Genomic DNA, 17001 nt, shown 5'->3' with positions numbered 1-17001 from the left:
ACACTGAAAGAGACTTATCTTTTATTTTTGATATAAAATCCTATAATTGATTACAAATGATGTAACCGTTACTATTTTCTAAAGGTTAAAAAGAGGTTGACATTGGCTTAAATAGATGGTATTTTTACAAAAAATAGAGAGGGAGTGTCATAATGGAGTTTAATGTAGTTGGTAAGAACTCTCCCCGCTAGGATGCTATCTCAAAGGTAACTGGAAAAGCTGAATATACTGATGATTTACCTAAGAAGAAAATGCTCTACGGGAAGATTTGCAGGGCCACTATTGCCCATGGGTATGTAAAATCACTGGATGTAAGTGAAGCTTTAAAGGTTCCGGGTGTCATTAAGGTTTTAACACCAGACGATGTGCCGGATTATCCGTTTACAACAGCGGGTCATCCTCATAGTATTTTACCAGATGCTGGTGATTGTTTAGATCGTTCTATATTAACAAAGAAGGTTCGTTTATATGGATATGAAATTGCTGGTGTTATTGCTGAAAGTGAAATGGCTGCTGAAATAGGCGTGTCAAAGATTAAGGTAGAGTATGAGGTTATTCCTTTTTATCTAACACCAGAGGAAGCAATGGCTGAAGGGGCTACTTAAATTCATGCTGGAACAGGCAACCTTATTGCTGATACAAGAACAGATATTGGAGATGTAGAAAGGGCTTTTAAAGAAGCTGATTATATATTTGAAGATGACTATAGAACACAAATTGTGCAGCACTGCCAAATGGAGAACCAGACAGCATATGCATATCAAGATGTGGATAGTAGATGGGTATGTGTGTCTTCAACACAAATTCCTCATTTAGTGAGACATATTTTAGGAGATGCTTTTAATATGCCTATAGGTTCTTTTCGCGTAATTAAGCCATTTATTGGTGGTGGTTTTGGTAACAAACAAGATGTTGTTATTGAACCTTTAACAGTTGCTATGTCTATGGCTGTTGGGGGTAGACCAGTAATGATTACTTTAACTAGAGAAGAAGTTTTCAGTTGGACCCGCACCCGCCATGCTTTTTATTGTAAGTTGAAAATGGGTGTAACAAAGGAAGGTCTTATTAATGCTATTGAAACAAGGATTATTTCTCAAGGTGGAGCCTATGCTTCTCATGGTCATTCTGTTACATTTGTGGGAGAAGAAAATATTCATATTTTATATAATATGGAAAACTATAGAGCTCATAGTACAACAGTTTATACGAATACAGCAACTGGTGGCGCTATGCGAGGTTATGGGACTCCGCAAATTGCTTTTGCAGTAGGGGCAATGACTGATAAAATAGCTAGAAAGTTAGGAATGGATCCTATTGAATTTCAATTGAAAAATGTTGTTAAGGAATGTGATGTTGCTTATTATAATCAAATTGAGCATTTCACCAATGGTTTAACAGAATGTATTGAAAAAGGCAAAGAAGCATTTAATTGGGATGAGAGAAAAAGAACCCTAAAGGAAAAAGAAACTGCTAGAGTAAAACGTGGTATAGGTTTATCTACTGTCTGTTATGGTTCTAATACAAGGCCAGGGGCACCAGGCATTGAAATTGCAGGTTGTCGCTTAATTTTAAATCAAGATGGCAGTATAAAATTAATGTTAGGTGCTACAGAAATTGGTCAGGGTTCCGACACTGTTTTAGCCCAAATGACGGGGCTGAGATTATTGGGGTACCTTTTGAGTGGATTATTGTTGATAAAACAACTGACACTGATATTGCGCCTTTTGATCCTGGATCTTTTGCGTCAAGGCAAACTTATGTAACGGGATTAGCTATTCGAAAGGGTGCCAAAGAGTTAAAGGTAAAGATTAAAGAAGCTATTAAAGTATTTTATCCTAAAATTGACCCTCATATGATTGATATTGTTGATGGTAATATTGTTTATAAAAATAGTGGAGCTATTATTGAAAGCTTAGGAGAATTAGCTTTAAAAACTTATTATGATATTCACAAAGGCTCATGCTTAACAGCCGATGTCTCTTATACCTGTCTAACAAACTCCTATGCAGCGTGTGCTACGTTTGCTGAAGTAGAAGTTGATGTGGGAACAGGAAAGGTTAACATAGTAGATATTATGAATGTTCATGATGCAGGAACAATTATTAACCCATTATTAGCAGAGGGGCAAGTTCATGGAGGGATGAGTATGGGGATTGCCTATGGATTAGCTGAAGAATTAAAGTATGATGCTAAAACAGGCAAACCTTTAAACAATAATCTTTTAGATTATAAGATGCCAACTTTTATGGATATGCCAGATTTACAGTGTGCTTTTGTTGAAAAAAATGATCCAATCAGTTCTTTTGGTAACAAAGCATTAGGAGAGCCCCCTGCATGTGGTCCAGCACCTGCAATTAGAAATGCAGTTGTTTATGCCATTGGTGTGGAATTGAATAGCCTACCGATTCACCCACAAAAAGTAGTTGAAGCCTTAAAGAGAGGCTAGAAGTTAGGAGGAGAAGACATGTATCAGATGAAAAGCTATTTAGAGGCACAAACTTTGGAAGAAGCTATTGCTGCTGCCAGTGAAGCTAATGGACAAATAATTGCTGGTGGCACAGATGTCCTCATTAAAAGCAGAGAGAGGAAAGAAGGATATGTGGATAAGGACTGGGTAGGCATTATGAGGATACCAGAACTTAAAGCAATTAAGAGAGAAAATAATGGAGATATCTTTATAGGGGCCACAGCAACTTTTAAAGAAGTTGATACCCATATCCCAGTGGTGAGACGCCATTTAGCCAGTCTAAGCACTGCTTGTGGCACGGTAGGCGGTCCTCCAATTGAGGAACGCTGGAACTATTGGTGGTAATATTTGTAATGGTGCTACTTCAGCAGATATGGCTTCAACTCTATGTGTTTTTGATGCTATTCTTAAATTAGTTGGTCCATCAGGAGAACGAGATGTCTCTATTAATGATTTCTATAAAGGCCCTGGTCAAGTTGATTTAAAAAAAGGTGAAATTCTTAAAGGATTTGTTATAGAAGAAAAAAACTATAAAGGTTATAATGGACGTTATATTAAATTTAGTCAAAGAAAAGCAATGGATATTGCAACCTTAGGTTGCAGTGTTTTAGTTAAGGAAAAAGAAGGTTTAATTGAAGATTTGAAAATTGCTTTTGGTGTAGCAGGTCCAACTCCTTTAAGAGCAAAAGAAGCTGAAAATTTTGGTAAAAATAAAAAGATTAATGAAGAAAATTTAATTGCTATTGGAGAAAAATGCCTTGAAAGTACTAATGCTAGAGATTCATGGAGAGCTTCAAAAGCCTTTAGAGAACAATTAATTAGGGCTTTACCTGTTAGGGGGTTGGAAATAGCGCTAGGTGGGTGAATGCTATGAATAAGACAATTACTTGTACCATTAATGGTATTGAACAGATAATTACTATTGATACTAAAATGTCTTTATTAGAAATGCTTAGAAATAAATTAGAATTAACTGGCGCTAAACAAGGTTGTGGTGTAGGGGAATGTGGTGCCTGTTCAGTTATTGTAAATGGTAGTGTTTTAGACTCCTGTATTTATTTGGCTATTTGGGCTGATGGTAAAAAAATTACCACTATTGAAGGTATTCAAAAAGCTGATGGAAGTCTTTCTGATTTGCAAAAAAACTTTGTAGAAACTGGGGCTATCCAATGTGGTTTTTGCACCCCGGGATTAGTGCTTTCAGCCACTTTTTTCTTAGAGGGTAATCCTGTCCCCAAGTCGGGAGGAAATACGTCGAGGATTGTCAGGAAATCTATGTCGTTTCACAGGTTATCAGAAAGTTATTGAAGATGTAGAGAAAACCGTTAAAGAGAGAAATAATAACATTATTTACATTTTAAAACTCTGAAAGAAGGTTGTTGAATAAACTCCCTTCTTTCAGAGTTTTTTAATTGTCTAATGAATTGACATTAAGGTCTATTCATGTTATAATTTTTTTTGCTTGATAAGTTTGGAGAGGTGTCCGAGTGGCTTAAGGAGCTGGTCTTGAAAACCAGTGACTCCGCAAGGGGCCGTGGGTTCGAATCCCACCCTCTCCGCCAGCTCATTTAAGTATAAATGTGGAGAAATGGCCGAGTGGCTTAAGGCGCTCGCCTGCTAAGCGAGTATACGGTGTTAAACTGTATCGAGGGTTCAAATCCCTCTTTCTCCGCCATATGTGCCTTTAGCTCAGCTGGATAGAGTGTCTGACTACGGATCAGAAGGTCGGGGGTTCGAATCCCTCAAGGCACGCCATTTTAAAATCCCTTAACCAATGTGGTTGAAGGGTTTTTATTTATGAAATTGTTATTGTGTGGATTATACTTTTTAACATATAATAAAGAACATAAAAAGATATCAAATAATGAAAGGTCAAAGTCTAATTATTTTATGTATTAGTTTAATCTTTATTTCATCTCAGTTATTAAATGCTGAAGAAACTACTACTAAAGGTAAAGTCAATTTTGCACAACCATTTTCTAATACTCATACAGCAACCAACTAACAAGTCTAACAGAAAATATTGGTAATTAAACTAATTATAAAAGCTTAAATCTACACAACCTAATAATGGATAGGAAACTATACAATTAGTGGGAATGATATGATAAACGATATAGTTTCTGTTAATTTTGCATTTAATACAACAATAGGTAGTCCAAGTACTGACTTTTCAGAAACTCTAACATAGGCATTGAATTATTTAGAACTCTTTTACACAGTTTCTTTTGATTTAATTGGTAGTAATGGAATTGCTCCAGAAAATCAGATAATTAAAAAAGAATATGTAGTATATTTTGTGGTTAGAATACAGTCGCAGATGGGCGTGGCGAAAACTGTGATTTTAATAAAAGAATAATAATACGATATTATAAAGATGATTAAATAAAACTATTTACAAAAAATACAGAATACGCTATTATTTGGTGTTAATTAATACTACCCAATTCACCTTTTTTTATTGAAAATTATGTAATGATAGAAAACTTTAAACATAGTGTTTAGGGCGCTTTGCTACATCATGCGTATTATGAAAATTTATGTTATTTTAATATTTATGTGAATAATAAAAAAGCCAATCCTTAATGGATTGGCTTTTTTATGGTGGAGGATACAAAAATATGAAAAATATTACAATAAAAATATATCATACAATTAGCAATTATACAATACATATATTAACATTTTTTAGCTGTTTTTTATAATTTCTTAGATTGTTATAGAAATGTAATTCTAGGAATGTAGCGACTAATAATTGCTAGAGTATATGAAAGAATAAAAATGGTGAATATTAGTGTTAGAAGTATAGAGCAGAAGTGGTTTTTGAGTTCGTTTTTTCAATATTGACAAATAAATATATATTATTATATTATAATAAAGGCATAAAAAAATATTTTATAAGGAAGAAGGTTTAGTCATGGAAAATCAAACTTTAGGCATGTTCAAAAGGCTATTATATGCCTGTTGATAATAGCGTTACTATTTACTATCGTAAGTTTTACTGGAAACCATTCTATAAAAGCGAAAGAATCTAGTGATTTTCAGGAAAAGCTTACATCTGTTCAATCGGAAAATCCTAATGTTATTGTAGAAGAAGCCAAGTTCGGTAAAGTTGGAGACCTAGCCATTGTCAATCAACCAGTAGAAAGTGCAAGTAATCAAACTAACGAGGATATTTCTGATAAAGATGAAGTTACTTTTGCTCAGCAATTTCCCAACACCTATACAGCGGAGGTAGTTGCAAAAAAAGTTTGGAAAAAGTGTTAATGATAAGATGGATAACAATGTGTTAAGTTGTGAAGAACTTCAGTTAGAATATAATGAACTAACAGATATTACTGGTATAGATGCATTTACTAATTTAAAAAGATTATATTTAAAATACAAAAACTTAACAAGTCTACCATTAGGTATAGGGAACCTAAATAATTTAAAACGTTTAAGGATAATCAACTAACAAGTCTGCCTGATAGGCTTGGAAGAATGTCAATAGAGTAGATAGAAAAAGTGAAATTAAGTTTTAATAGAAGTGAAAAAATAGTCTTCTTTGGAATTAGGAGAAAGAATGTTATTAGCAGAGTGGGGACGTATAGGGGGTTGTAGAAGCCCTCAATGTGTTCAAAGCAGGAAAGCTTAATTTGAGCAAAGGAAGAAAAAGACCTACGAAGAATTTCTTCTTTTTTCATATATTTAAAAAGGACTCAACGACAGCATTGTCCCAAGGATGAGAAAGCTTAGAAAAAGATTGAATGATACCAAAAGAATCAAGGAGCTTTCTAAAGATAAAAGAAGTATATTGGGAACCTCTGTCAGAATGAAAAATAAGAGAAGTAGAAGGTTTTTGAGAATAAAAGGCTTTGATAAAAGTATCCTTAACAAGAGAAGTATCAATTTTAAGAGAGAGCTTCCAAGCAATAATTTTACGAGAAAATAAATCCATAATAACACAGAGATAAGCAAAAGAGGCATTTAAATTAATATAGGTAATGTCACTAGCCCAGACTTGATTGGGCTGAGGAACATTAAAATTTTGATTTAGGTAGTTAGGGCAATCAAAATTGGGAATAGACCTCGGATGAATAAACCGAAGTTTGATAGTAGGCATTTTAGGAAGATTCATGTCAGTCATCAGGCGGCTCGCTCTACCAATACTGATGTTGATGCCATAGTCATAGGAAAGAAGAGCCTTAATCTTAGATGGGCCAATACGTCTCTTAGTAAGATGACAAATCTCCGAGAATAAGCTGACGGAGTTTTTAATTCTCAATAGTTCTAGGAGAAAGTTTTTCCGAAAAGTATTTGTAATAGGAGCTGCGGTTCACTTTAAGGACATGACAAAGAAAAGAGATAGCGTGCTGAAAACGAAGGGTATGAACAGCCATTAATCTTTGTCTGAGTGAGGCGTGAATATGGCAATTGCTTTTTTTAAAATGATATTTTCCTCCTAGAGTCGAGCATTACGCTTTTGAAGATCCTTAATCTGCTTAGCGGTTAGAATAGTATCATCATCAATTCTAACCTGAGAATAAAGTTTAATCCACTTGTGTAAAGCAGACATGGAGACACCATATTCTTTAGAAAGTTGGGATTGAGTTTTACCGTTTTGGTGTAAATTAACAATACTTTTTTTAAATTCTTCATCGTATTTCTTGTAATTATTCATAATTTTATCCTTTCTTATGTGTCTACTTATTTAAAACATGTTTCACTTTTTCCTGTCTACTTTTTTAGTATATGTCCAAAAAATGGCTGGTTTACAGTTGATGATTTAGTATAGGATCCAGTAAAAGGGAATGGGGATGCATATCTTTGCTATGTGTATGGTGCTTGTATAGCTGAAGTTGAAGTTGACTTAGGAACAGGTCAGAAAACAGTAGTAGATATAAGCCAGGCTAATGATGTTGGTCATGCTTTTGATAAAGAAGAAGTAATTGGCCAAATTAATGGTGGTTTAGTAATGGACTTAGGTTATGGTTTGTTTGAAGATATTGAAACTAGAAAGGGAACAATTAAAAATTTGAATTTTGATAGTTATCTGATTCCTACAGCGATGGATATTCCAGAGCTTAAAACAGTTGTCATTGAAGAACCTGGTCCCTTTGGTCCTTTTGGCGCTAAAGGGCTTGGTGAACCTACTGCTTGTCTTGTGCTGCTCCAGCTATTATAAATGGTATTGCTGATGCTATCGGAATTTATATACGAGAAATACCAGCGACATTGGAAAAAAGTGTTGAAAGCAGTTGGCGAAAAAGCAAATAGTTAAAAAACACCTTTTTTATAAGAGGTGTTTTTATCGCATATAGTTATGTTTTAAGGCTTATGACTGTTTTTTTTGATTATTGCTAGTATAATAAAAAGAGGGAGAAACAAGGGGGATTTTGTAATATGAGTAAAAAAATGGGCTATGTTAAGAAAACAACTGTTAATAAAAAAGGAGGAAGTATAGTTTTCAAACCACCTAGGTGGTATTCGGTATTACCTTGGATTCTTTATCCGTTTTTGTTAATATTTTTTATTGAGGCATTAACAAGAGGCAATATTATGTGGGCTTTTTCATTTGTTTTTGGAGAGCCATTTTATTATTTGCTTAATGTAATTATAGTGGCATTAATTGGTTATTTTTTATGGGGGATAATTGGCAATAAATGGATTAGTTATACTATTTTGAATGTAGTAGCCTTTTTTCTAGCTTTAGTTAGTCATATTAAATTTGCAATTCTAGGAACAGGAATTACCCTATCAGATATTGAAGTGTTTAGAGAAGAAAATTTATTTGGGCAATTAAATTCTGATATTATGGTTCCTTTTATTTTAATTTTGATTTTTGCATTGATTGTATTATATGGATTAATTTTCTTAATGCATTCATTTGATATAGGCTGGAAGAAAAGAGTTAGTAGCGGTGTTATTGTTGGGTTGGTTTTTGCAGTATTCATTCAATTAATAATGTCTCAGATACTCCTTACTAATGGAAAAGTTTTATCTGTAGAAACATTAGGAACGGCCATTTATTTTAATGATCGTTTTTATTTAGAAAATGGTGTGAAACCACCGACTCAAGAAGAGGTGGCAAAAGTTTTTAATGGTAAAGCAAAGAGTCAGGAAAAGAAAAGTGATTTACAACCTAATGTTGTAATGATACAGCTCTCTAACTTTTGGGACTCAACACTTGGGACGAATAATGATATTGAGGATCCTCTAACAAATTACAGAAAGCTGATAAGCGAAGGACAGGGCTATGCAGTAGATATTACAGATATGGGGCAGAGTAATCTAAATGGAGAATATGAAGCTTTAACAGGATTATCTGTAGAAAAATACCCTTATCGTGGGCAAATCAAAGGAATCTTTGTAAAGGAACCTATAATGAGCTTGGCGAGTATCTTTAGAAATAATGGCTATGAGAGCCATAGTATTATGGGCATAAAAGGTACGGATAATAAAAGAGAAACTTTTTACCAAAATTTAGGTTTTAATTCCTTTACGGATTTAGAAGATTTAACTAAAAAAAATAAAGATATTCCGATTACAGATAGTTTAATAATTAAGGAAATTGGCAATACTATAAATAAGAGTTCTGATAAACCTCAATTTATTTTTACTCATCTTGAAGGTACTAAATCTAGTTATACAACAGGAACAGACGAAGATATAATAAATGAGTACTTAGAAGATTTGAAAAAATTAGATGCTTCAGTTAAAGAAATATTTGATATGGTAGGGAAAACTAAGAGGCGCACAATGATAGTTTTTTATAGTGAGAAATTACCTGTATTAGGGAAAGATAATAAACTATATGAAACATTGGGATATGTTGGCGCCGAAGATTCTCTTGAAAAGAAAATAAAAATGAACAAAGGCTCTGCATTTATTTGGGATAATTATACAAAGGGCTCTGTAGAGAAAGAGCAAATAGAATCTATTGATTTAACACTATTGCCTGAGGCCTTAATGACTTCTGGAGAATTTAATATGCCAAATTATTTTCACTATCTTAACCAAGTAAGAAAGAAAGAGAATATAGAAGCATTTACCCCTACCTATCTAATTAAGGATAAGCAAATTTTTGAAAAAAATTCTGACACCTTTAACCAGTTTAGTAAAAATTTTGAAATATTAAATAATGATATATTAAGCAATAAGTATTATATTGAAAAAGAAAGTAAAAAGTGGGTTGTTGAGGATAATAGCGCCTATTTATAGTTAAGGAGAAAAGGAAAATGAAAATTGTTAAAAAAGCCTATGGGAAAATTAATTTAACATTAGAAGTTGAGCCACTTAATAATAGGGGGCTTCATCCTTTAAATAGCATTATGCAGAGTATTGCGCTTCACGACACTTTAACTTTTGAATCTCGTTCAGATTTAAATATTGCGTTAAGCGGTAATAGAGATGATTTATCCTATGGTGAGGATAATTTAATAGTAAAAGCAGCTAAATTATTAAGAGCGGTAACAGGGGTTATGAGAGGTGTTACTATTACCCTTAACAAAGGAATTCCTATTGCAGCAGGGTTAGGTGGCGGTAGCAGCGATGCTGCTACTACTTTACTTGCATTAAATTGTCTTTGGGATGTTGACTGGCCTATTGGTAAACTTGTTACACTGGGTAGCCGTATTGGGTCAGACGTTCCTTTTTGCATTATCGGAGGTACTTGTTTTGTGGAAGGAACTGGTGAAAAGGTAAGACCTATTCCTTCTTTGCCTAAAACTTCATTATTAGTAATTAAGTCAGATTTTGGGGTGAGTACGAAAACAGTTTATGATGAATTTGATAGAATGGGAGAAAACTATTTAAATAAGGGCTATTCTGAAAAGATGGAAGTGGCAATTACTAAGGGGATTGATTACAGACAGTATTTAACCAATGACCTTGAAAAAGCAACAAGAGCCTTGTATCCTGAAATTAATAGTTGGATACAAGATGTGAAAGAAAGTTGTGAAACTGTGCTTATGAGCGGTAGTGGACCGACCTTACTCGCTTTCGCTGAAAATGATTTCATAAAGAAAGCTTATAATGAAATTAAAAATAAGATAAAGTTTGCATACATTACAAATACATTATAGTTCTTAACCGATAGTAGAAATTAGAAAAAAGACCAACAAATGAGACTTTGAGTAACTTATAATTTTAAACATGAATTAATAAAGCATGTTTTATTTAGGTTGTTCGGACGGAAATTTATAAATAGACTTTATTGAAATGAAGTGACATCTATAAAATATCTTTATAATAATATTGTGTTTTTTATAACAAAAGTCATACAATTAGTGCTATTATTGAATCATCAAATGCCAGTGCATACAAATATGGACACGAAAGGGTGGTAAAAATGGCAAAGGTAACTGATGTTAGAATTCGTAGAACTTATGATGAGGGTAAGGTTAAAGCGATTCTTTCAGCAACGCTTGATGATGCTTATGTAATTCATGGTATCAAAATTCTTGAAAATGAGAATGGCTATTTCATAGCGATGCCTTCTAAGAAATTAAAAGAAGGAGAGTTCAAGGATGTTTTTCATCCAATCAATAGTGAAGCGCGTCAACTATTGCAAGATGAAATAATTGGTTTTTATAATAACTACAATGAAAATGAAGCATTGAACAGTGAATTTCATTCAAGTTCAATTTAAGATTTTGCTAATGAAATAGGATAATACTGATTGGAAAAAGCCATCTGAAATTCAGGTGGCTTTTTGTTGTCGAAAAACTGAGCTATAGCTGTTTTGGAAAATAGGAAAAGAGCTTCTTTTCTTACTGTTACTGTGTGGCATACAAGGGTTTTTTTTGTTATAATAAATAAGGATAATTAAAATAAGGAGGGTCAGTCCAATGGGAATGCCAAATATGCAAAAGTTAATGCAACAAGCTAAAAAAATGCAAGAAGATATGCTTAGAAAGCAGGAAGAATTAAAACAGAAAACAGTTGAGATATCAAGTGGCGGTGGCGCTGTAACAGTAGTTTTTTCAGGTGCTATGGAATTGATGTCTATTAAGATAGATTCTGAGGTAGTTGATAGTGATGATGTTGAAATGTTAGAGGATTTAGTTCTGGCTGCAGTCAATGAAGGAATTAAAGAAGTCCAAGATTTGACAAATTCTGAATTGGGTTCAGTAACTGGTGGTATGAATTTACCAGGAATGTAATTTAGAAATGATTGGTTATATAAAACCTATGATGGCTCTCATTGGTGAGCTGAAAAAATTACCGGGCATTGGACCAAGAGGTGCAGAGCGAATTGCCTTTTCCATTTTAGATATGGATAAGAGTACAGTTGAGGCTCTCAGACAGGCACTTCTCGATGCAAAGGAAAAAATAGAAGTTTGTCCTATTTGTTTTAGTATTACAGATGTGGTGCCATGCCGTATTTGTAGTGACCCATTAAGAGATAAAAAAGTCCTTTGTATTGTGGAGAACCCTAAAGACGTCATGGCTTTAGAGAAAAACGGCAATTACAAAGGATATTATCATGTTTTAGAAGGGAGTTTGTCTCCCGCTGAAAACATTGGACCAGAGGATCTTCGTATCAAGGAATTGTTGACTCGGTTAAATAATGAAGAGGACTATGAAGAAATTATTTTAGCATTAAATCCAAGTGTCGAAGGAGAGGCTACAGCCCTCTATTTAAGCAAACTTTTAAAGCCTTTTCAGATAAAGGTAACTAGAATTGCACATGGACTACCTATTGGTGGTGAGTTAGAGTTTGCTGATGAAATGACATTATTATATGCATTTGAAGATAGAAAAGAGCTTTAGAGTAAAGGAGATATAATGGAAAAAATTAAAATGGACACCCCGTTAGTTGAAATGAATGGAGATGAGATGACCCGTATTATCTGGGAAGGTATTAAGGAAGAGCTAATTAGACCTTTTGTTGACTTAAATACTGAATATTATGATTTAGGTTTAAAGCATAGAGATGAAACAGGTGATCAGGTTACTATTGATGCGGCGGAAGCAACTAAGAAATATAGTGTTGCTGTAAAGTGTGCAACAATTACTCCCAATGCGCAACGTATGGAAGAATACGATTTAAAAGAAATGTGGAAGAGTCCAAATGGTACTATAAGAGCAATCTTAGATGGTACTGTTTTTAGAAAACCTATAGTTGTAAAAGGGATAGAGCCTTATGTGAAAAATTGGCAAAAACCAATAACGATTGCTCGTCATGCATATGGAGATGTTTATAAAGATGTTGAGTTAATTGCAGATGAGCCAGGAGAGGCAATTCTTTCTTTCAAAGGTGAAAGTGGTCAAGAAAAATCAATGACCATTCATAATTTCGATGGGCCGGGTGTTATTTTAGGTATGCATAACCTAGATGAATCAATCGAGAGCTTTGCAAGAAGCTGTTTTAAATATGCCTTGGATATGAAGGAAGATCTTTGGTTTGGTACTAAGGATACAATTTCCAAACAATATGATCACCGCTTTAAAGATATTTTCGAAGAAATATTTATTGCAGAATATCAAAAAGATTTTGATAAGGTAGGCATTGAATATTTCTATACGCTAACCGATGATATTGTAGCTCGAGTAATGCGTTCTGAAGGTGGAATGATTTGGGCGTGTAAAAATTATGATGGTGATGTAATGAGCGATATGGTAGCATCGGCTTTTGGTAGTCTTGCTATGATGACTTCTGTACTTGTTTCTCCTAAGGGATATTATGAGTTTGAAGCTGCTCACGGAACTGTTACAAGACATTACTATAGACATTTGGCTGGTGAAGAAACTTCTACAAATGCTATGGCAACTATTTTTGCTTGGTCTGGTGCTCTTAGAAAAAGAGGAGAACTAGATGGCAACAGATATTTAATTGCTTTTGCCAATAATTTAGAGAAGGCTTCAATTGATACAATAGAAGCTGGCAATATGACTAAAGACTTAGCTAGTTTGTCTAGTATTAAGGGTCAAACTTTAAATACATTTGATTTCTTAAAAACTGTAAGACAGCAACTCGAAAGCAATTTAAAATAAAGGAGCAGACTTTAGGAGGAAAAAAAGTGGGAAAAATTAAAATTACAACGGATGGCAATGGTGCCGCCGCTCATGTCGCCTATTACTATACAGATGTGGCTGCTATATATCCAATTACACCGTCATCAACTATGGCGGAAAATGTAGACCAATGGTCTGCTGAAGGTAGAAAAAATATTTTTGGACAAACTGTTAGAGTAACTGAAATGCAATCAGAGGCAGGTGCCGCTGGTGCCGTTCATGGTTCTCTTTCAGCAGGTGCTCTAACTACAACATTTACTGCATCTCAAGGATTATTGTTAATGATTCCTAATATGTACAAAATTGCTGGAGAGTTGTTACCAAGTGTCTTTCATGTTGCCGCAAGAGCGCTGGCAACTCATGCATTATCTATTTTTGGAGATCATGCAGATGTTATGGCATGTAGACAAACTGGTTTTGCTATGCTTTGTGGAGGCAGTGTACAAGAAGTTGCAGACTTATCTATTGTGGCTCACTTAGCATCAATTAAAGGAAGTCTTCCTTTTGTAAATTTCTTTGATGGTTTCAGAACCTCTCATGAAATTCAAAAAATTGAGGTATTGGAAGAAGAAGATTACAGGGCTCTTTTACCTAAGGAAGAACTAGCTGCATTTAGAGCCAGAGCATTAAATCCAGAACACCCAATTGTTAAGGGTACATCTCAAAATCCTGATGTTTATTTCCAAGGTAGAGAAGCATCAAATCCATTCTATGATAAATTACCTAGTATTGTTGTAGATTATATGAATCAAGTAAGTGAAATTACAGGAAGAACTTATAAGCCATTTAACTATTATGGACATCCAGAAGCAGAAGAGGTAGTTGTAGTAATGGGATCTGTTACAGAAGCATTAGAAGAAACAATTGACTACTTAAATGCACAAGGTCGAAAAACAGGCGTGCTAAAAGTCCATTTGTTCCGTCCCTTTGTTAAAGAGTTCTTCATGGACAGTATGCCTAAGACTGTCCGGAAAATTGCAGTATTAGATAGAACAAAAGAGCCAGGTGCTGCTGGTGAACCATTGTATCAAGAGATTCGTTCTCTGTATTTTGGGGAAGCTAATTCACCAGCTATTATTGGTGGTCGCTATGGTTTAGGATCCAAAGACATTAATCCTACAGAATTAAAATCAGTATTTGATAATATAGAGGGTGAAATGAAAAATTCTTTCACCGTTGGAATTAATGATGATGTAACCTTTACATCTTTACCAAGTGTTGCAATAATTGCAACAGAACCTGTAGAACGAGTTAGATGTAAATTTTGGGGTCTAGGCTCAGATGGTACTGTAGGGGCTAATAAATCAGCTATTAAAATTATTGGAGATAATACAGATTTATATGCTCAAGGATATTTCTCTTATGATAGTAAGAAATCTGGTGGAGTGACCATCTCGCATTTAAGATTTGGAAAGGAACCAATTAAGTCAACCTATTTAGTAGATGCACCTAATTTTGTTTCTTGTTCACAAAGAGCCTACTTAGCTCAATACGATGTGCTAGAAGGGATTAAAGAGAATGGTACCTTTCTATTAAATACACCATGGAGTGGTGTCGAGTTAGAAGAGAAATTACCAGCTAAGATAAAAAGAATATTAGCAGAGAAAAATGTGAATTTCTATACAATTGATGCTGATCAAATTGCCAGAGAAGTTGGCTTAGGTAATCGTACTAACATGGTTATGCAAGCCGCGTTCTTTAAATTGTCAGAAGTTTTACCTTTTGAAGAAGCAATAAGTCTTCTTAAGGAATCCATTAAAAAGACTTATGGCAGCAAAGGAGATGCTGTAGTTCAAATGAACTACGATGCTGTTGACCATAGTATCTCTCTTTTAAATAAAGTGGAAATTGGCAAAGACTGGGCTAATGCGAAAGAACCAAAGGTTGCTCAAACAGATATTCCAGAGTTTATCAAGGACGTATGTATGCCGATGAATAAACAGGTTGGTGATAATACTCCTGTTAGCGCATTTAAAGGCAGAGAAGATGGTCATTTTCCATTAGGAACCTCTGCTTATGAAAAAAGAGGTATAGCAAATTTTGTGCCTGAATGGATTGCTGATAAGTGTATTCAATGTAATCAGTGCGCCTTTGTTTGTCCGCATGCTGTAGTTCGAGCTTTTCTTTTAGACGATGAAGAAGCCAAAGGATTTAATGGAACACTACTAGATGCTAAAGGGAAAGGCATGGAAGATTTAAAATATAAAATTCAAATTAGTCCTCTTGATTGTACTGGTTGTGAAAACTGTGCGAAAACATGTCCAGTAGGAGCCTTGGAGATGAAACCTTTAAAAGAAGAAATCAATGAGCAAGAGAACTGGACCTATATGATGGACGAAGTACAGCCTAAGTTAGATAGAATGGCTTCAAATACTTTAAAAGGCAGTCAATTTGTGCCACCATATTTGGAGTTTTCTGGAGCCTGTGCTGGTTGTGGTGAAACACCGTATATTCGTTTAGCAACACAACTCTATGGAGATCAAATGATTATAGCCAATGCTACTGGTTGTTCCTCAATTTGGGGCGCTTCAGCCCCTTCAACTCCTTATTGTACAAATAAGGAGGGCAAAGGGCCTGCATGGGCAAATTCCTTGTTTGAAGATAATGCTGAATTTGGTATTGGTATTTTAAATGGTGTAACCCAAAGAAGAAGAAGACAAAAAGTTCGTTTGCGTCAATTAATTGACATAGGCGTAGATGAAGCACTAGAGGATATTATTGAAGCCTGGATTAATTGCTATGAGGATACTCTTCCATCCAAGCATGCTTCAAAACGTTTAGTATTAGCTTTAGAAGAGACATCGTTAACTGGCGAGGCTAAGGTGTTAAAAGATTTGATTTTATCAGATGAAGATTTATTGCCTAAAAAATCTATTTGGATTGTTGGTGGTGACGGCTGGGCTTATGACATTGGCTATGGTGGCTTAGATCATGTAATTGCTTCAGGCAAAGATGTCAATATTTTAGTCTTTGATACAGAAATATATTCTAATACAGGAGGACAATCTTCAAAATCTACACCACTAGGTGCTATTGTGAAATTTGCTGCTGGTGGCAAGAAAATCAGAAAGAAAGATTTAGGCTTAATGCAGATGACTTATGGTCATGCATATGTAGCTCAAGTGGCTATGGGCGCAAATAGAAACCACCTGATTAAAGTTCTTGAAGAAGCTGAGAGCCATAAGGGACCTTCTTTAATCATTGCTTATGCACCTTGTATTAGCCATGGTATTAAAGGCGGAATGACAGATACTCAAAAAAGAGAAAAGGAAGCAGTTGAATCTGGTTACTGGCATCTGTTTAGATATAACCCAAATAAAAAGAATACAGGAGAAAATCCATTTTCCCTTGATTCGAAAAAACCAGAAAAAGCTTTTAAGGATTTCTTAATGAAAGAAGTGCGCTACACTTCATTGTTAAAAATTAACAAAGATATGGCAGAGGCATTATTTGATGAAGCTGCACAGGGCGCTGAAGAAAAATATCAAATGTATCGTAAAATGGACGAAGGTCAATTTTACTTTTAGGACGAT

Annotated in this window: 16 protein-coding genes, 3 tRNA genes and 2 pseudogenes; 20 read left to right on the top strand and 1 reads right to left on the bottom strand. The window is 34.5% G+C overall.

Features of this window, described 5'->3' with window-relative positions; genetic code table 11:
- The first annotated feature begins 251 nt into the window (after positions 1-251).
- The 12 genes from AZF37_RS12845 (at position 252) to AZF37_RS08105 (ending at position 5924) form a co-directional block, all read left to right on the top strand.
- Entirely contained in the window at positions 252-605 is a 354-nt protein-coding gene (locus AZF37_RS12845) for a hypothetical protein (protein ID WP_342668643.1), read from the top strand.
- Positions 606-1763, top strand: coding sequence for a molybdopterin cofactor-binding domain-containing protein (locus AZF37_RS12840; protein ID WP_342668716.1), 1158 nt, complete (start codon positions 606-608; stop codon positions 1761-1763).
- On the top strand, positions 1661-2446 hold the full coding sequence (locus tag AZF37_RS12835; protein WP_342668715.1) for a molybdopterin cofactor-binding domain-containing protein: 786 nt from the start codon (positions 1661-1663) through the stop codon (positions 2444-2446). Before AZF37_RS12840 ends, AZF37_RS12835 begins: the two co-directional genes overlap by 103 nt.
- A gap of 18 nt (positions 2447-2464) precedes the next feature.
- Positions 2465-2812, top strand: coding sequence for an FAD binding domain-containing protein (locus tag AZF37_RS11870; protein WP_245611943.1), 348 nt, complete (start codon positions 2465-2467; stop codon positions 2810-2812).
- On the top strand, positions 2784-3332 hold the full coding sequence (locus AZF37_RS11865) for an FAD binding domain-containing protein (protein ID WP_245611942.1): 549 nt from the start codon (positions 2784-2786) through the stop codon (positions 3330-3332). Before AZF37_RS11870 ends, AZF37_RS11865 begins: the two co-directional genes overlap by 29 nt.
- 5 nt (positions 3333-3337) lie before the next feature.
- The gene (locus AZF37_RS08130; protein ID WP_342668642.1) at positions 3338-3775 is read left to right on the top strand and encodes a (2Fe-2S)-binding protein; all 438 of its coding nucleotides are present in this window, start codon (positions 3338-3340) and stop codon (positions 3773-3775) included.
- Positions 3776-3940: 165 nt separating this feature from the next.
- Positions 3941-4029 (top strand) — tRNA-Ser (locus tag AZF37_RS08125).
- Positions 4030-4049: 20 nt separating this feature from the next.
- Positions 4050-4142: transfer RNA gene (locus tag AZF37_RS08120), tRNA-Ser, on the top strand.
- A gap of 3 nt (positions 4143-4145) precedes the next feature.
- Positions 4146-4222 (top strand) — tRNA-Arg (locus AZF37_RS08115).
- Between the two features lie 439 nt (positions 4223-4661).
- Positions 4662-4826, top strand: a complete 165-nt coding sequence (locus AZF37_RS10685; RefSeq protein ID WP_162474015.1) for a hypothetical protein — start codon at positions 4662-4664, stop codon at positions 4824-4826.
- A 605-nt stretch (positions 4827-5431) separates the two neighbouring features.
- Positions 5432-5734, top strand: coding sequence for a hypothetical protein (locus AZF37_RS08110; protein ID WP_088370345.1), 303 nt, complete (start codon positions 5432-5434; stop codon positions 5732-5734).
- Between the two features lie 7 nt (positions 5735-5741).
- Positions 5742-5924, top strand: a complete 183-nt coding sequence (locus tag AZF37_RS08105; RefSeq protein ID WP_172793105.1) for a hypothetical protein — start codon at positions 5742-5744, stop codon at positions 5922-5924.
- A gap of 56 nt (positions 5925-5980) precedes the next feature.
- Here AZF37_RS08105 and AZF37_RS08100 read toward each other — a convergent pair.
- Positions 5981-7130 (bottom strand): annotated as a pseudogene (locus AZF37_RS08100) (IS3 family transposase).
- A 132-nt stretch (positions 7131-7262) separates the two neighbouring features.
- Here AZF37_RS08100 and AZF37_RS08095 point away from each other — a divergent pair.
- The 8 genes and pseudogenes from AZF37_RS08095 to nifJ all read left to right on the top strand — a co-directional run.
- A pseudogene (locus tag AZF37_RS08095) lies at positions 7263-7634 on the top strand (molybdopterin cofactor-binding domain-containing protein); the annotation flags it as partial.
- Between the two features lie 218 nt (positions 7635-7852).
- The gene (locus tag AZF37_RS08090) at positions 7853-9670 is read left to right on the top strand and encodes an LTA synthase family protein (RefSeq protein WP_088370342.1); all 1818 of its coding nucleotides are present in this window, start codon (positions 7853-7855) and stop codon (positions 9668-9670) included.
- A gap of 17 nt (positions 9671-9687) precedes the next feature.
- Complete coding sequence (gene ispE / locus AZF37_RS08085; RefSeq protein ID WP_088370341.1) at positions 9688-10533, top strand: 4-(cytidine 5'-diphospho)-2-C-methyl-D-erythritol kinase; 846 nt, start codon at positions 9688-9690, stop codon at positions 10531-10533.
- A gap of 266 nt (positions 10534-10799) precedes the next feature.
- Positions 10800-11099, top strand: coding sequence for a septation regulator SpoVG (gene spoVG, locus AZF37_RS08080; protein WP_088370340.1), 300 nt, complete (start codon positions 10800-10802; stop codon positions 11097-11099).
- 199 nt (positions 11100-11298) lie between these two features.
- Complete coding sequence (locus AZF37_RS08075) at positions 11299-11613, top strand: YbaB/EbfC family nucleoid-associated protein (protein WP_172793104.1); 315 nt, start codon at positions 11299-11301, stop codon at positions 11611-11613.
- A gap of 7 nt (positions 11614-11620) precedes the next feature.
- Positions 11621-12223: a recombination mediator RecR gene (gene recR, locus AZF37_RS08070; protein ID WP_088370339.1), complete on the top strand. Its 603-nt coding sequence runs from the start codon at positions 11621-11623 to the stop codon at positions 12221-12223.
- Positions 12224-12238: 15 nt separating this feature from the next.
- Positions 12239-13447, top strand: coding sequence for an NADP-dependent isocitrate dehydrogenase (locus tag AZF37_RS08065; RefSeq protein WP_088370338.1), 1209 nt, complete (start codon positions 12239-12241; stop codon positions 13445-13447).
- Positions 13448-13473: 26 nt separating this feature from the next.
- Entirely contained in the window at positions 13474-16995 is a 3522-nt protein-coding gene (nifJ, locus tag AZF37_RS08060) for a pyruvate:ferredoxin (flavodoxin) oxidoreductase (RefSeq protein WP_088370337.1), read from the top strand.
- The last annotated feature ends 6 nt before the right edge of the window (positions 16996-17001 follow it).

The organism is endosymbiont 'TC1' of Trimyema compressum, assembly GCF_001584725.1.
GTDB lineage: Bacteria > Bacillota > TC1 > TC1 > TC1 > TC1.
This window is presented reverse-complemented; position numbering and strand designations above follow the sequence as displayed.

What these genes read in the sequence shown, in the direction of transcription:
- AZF37_RS12845 (WP_342668643.1), top strand. Translation starts at nt 252, where the DNA reads ATGCTCTACGGGAAGATTTGCAGGGCCACTATTGCCCATGGGTATGTA.
- AZF37_RS11870 (WP_245611943.1), top strand. Translation starts at nt 2,465, where the DNA reads ATGTATCAGATGAAAAGCTATTTAGAGGCACAAACTTTGGAAGAAGCT.
- AZF37_RS08130 (WP_342668642.1), top strand. Translation starts at nt 3,338, where the DNA reads ATGAATAAGACAATTACTTGTACCATTAATGGTATTGAACAGATAATT.
- AZF37_RS08105 (WP_172793105.1), top strand. Translation starts at nt 5,742, where the DNA reads ATGGATAACAATGTGTTAAGTTGTGAAGAACTTCAGTTAGAATATAAT.
- AZF37_RS08090 (WP_088370342.1), top strand. Translation starts at nt 7,853, where the DNA reads ATGAGTAAAAAAATGGGCTATGTTAAGAAAACAACTGTTAATAAAAAA.
- ispE (WP_088370341.1), top strand. Translation starts at nt 9,688, where the DNA reads ATGAAAATTGTTAAAAAAGCCTATGGGAAAATTAATTTAACATTAGAA.
- spoVG (WP_088370340.1), top strand. Translation starts at nt 10,800, where the DNA reads ATGGCAAAGGTAACTGATGTTAGAATTCGTAGAACTTATGATGAGGGT.
- AZF37_RS08075 (WP_172793104.1), top strand. Translation starts at nt 11,299, where the DNA reads ATGGGAATGCCAAATATGCAAAAGTTAATGCAACAAGCTAAAAAAATG.
- recR (WP_088370339.1), top strand. Translation starts at nt 11,621, where the DNA reads ATGATTGGTTATATAAAACCTATGATGGCTCTCATTGGTGAGCTGAAA.
- AZF37_RS08065 (WP_088370338.1), top strand. Translation starts at nt 12,239, where the DNA reads ATGGAAAAAATTAAAATGGACACCCCGTTAGTTGAAATGAATGGAGAT.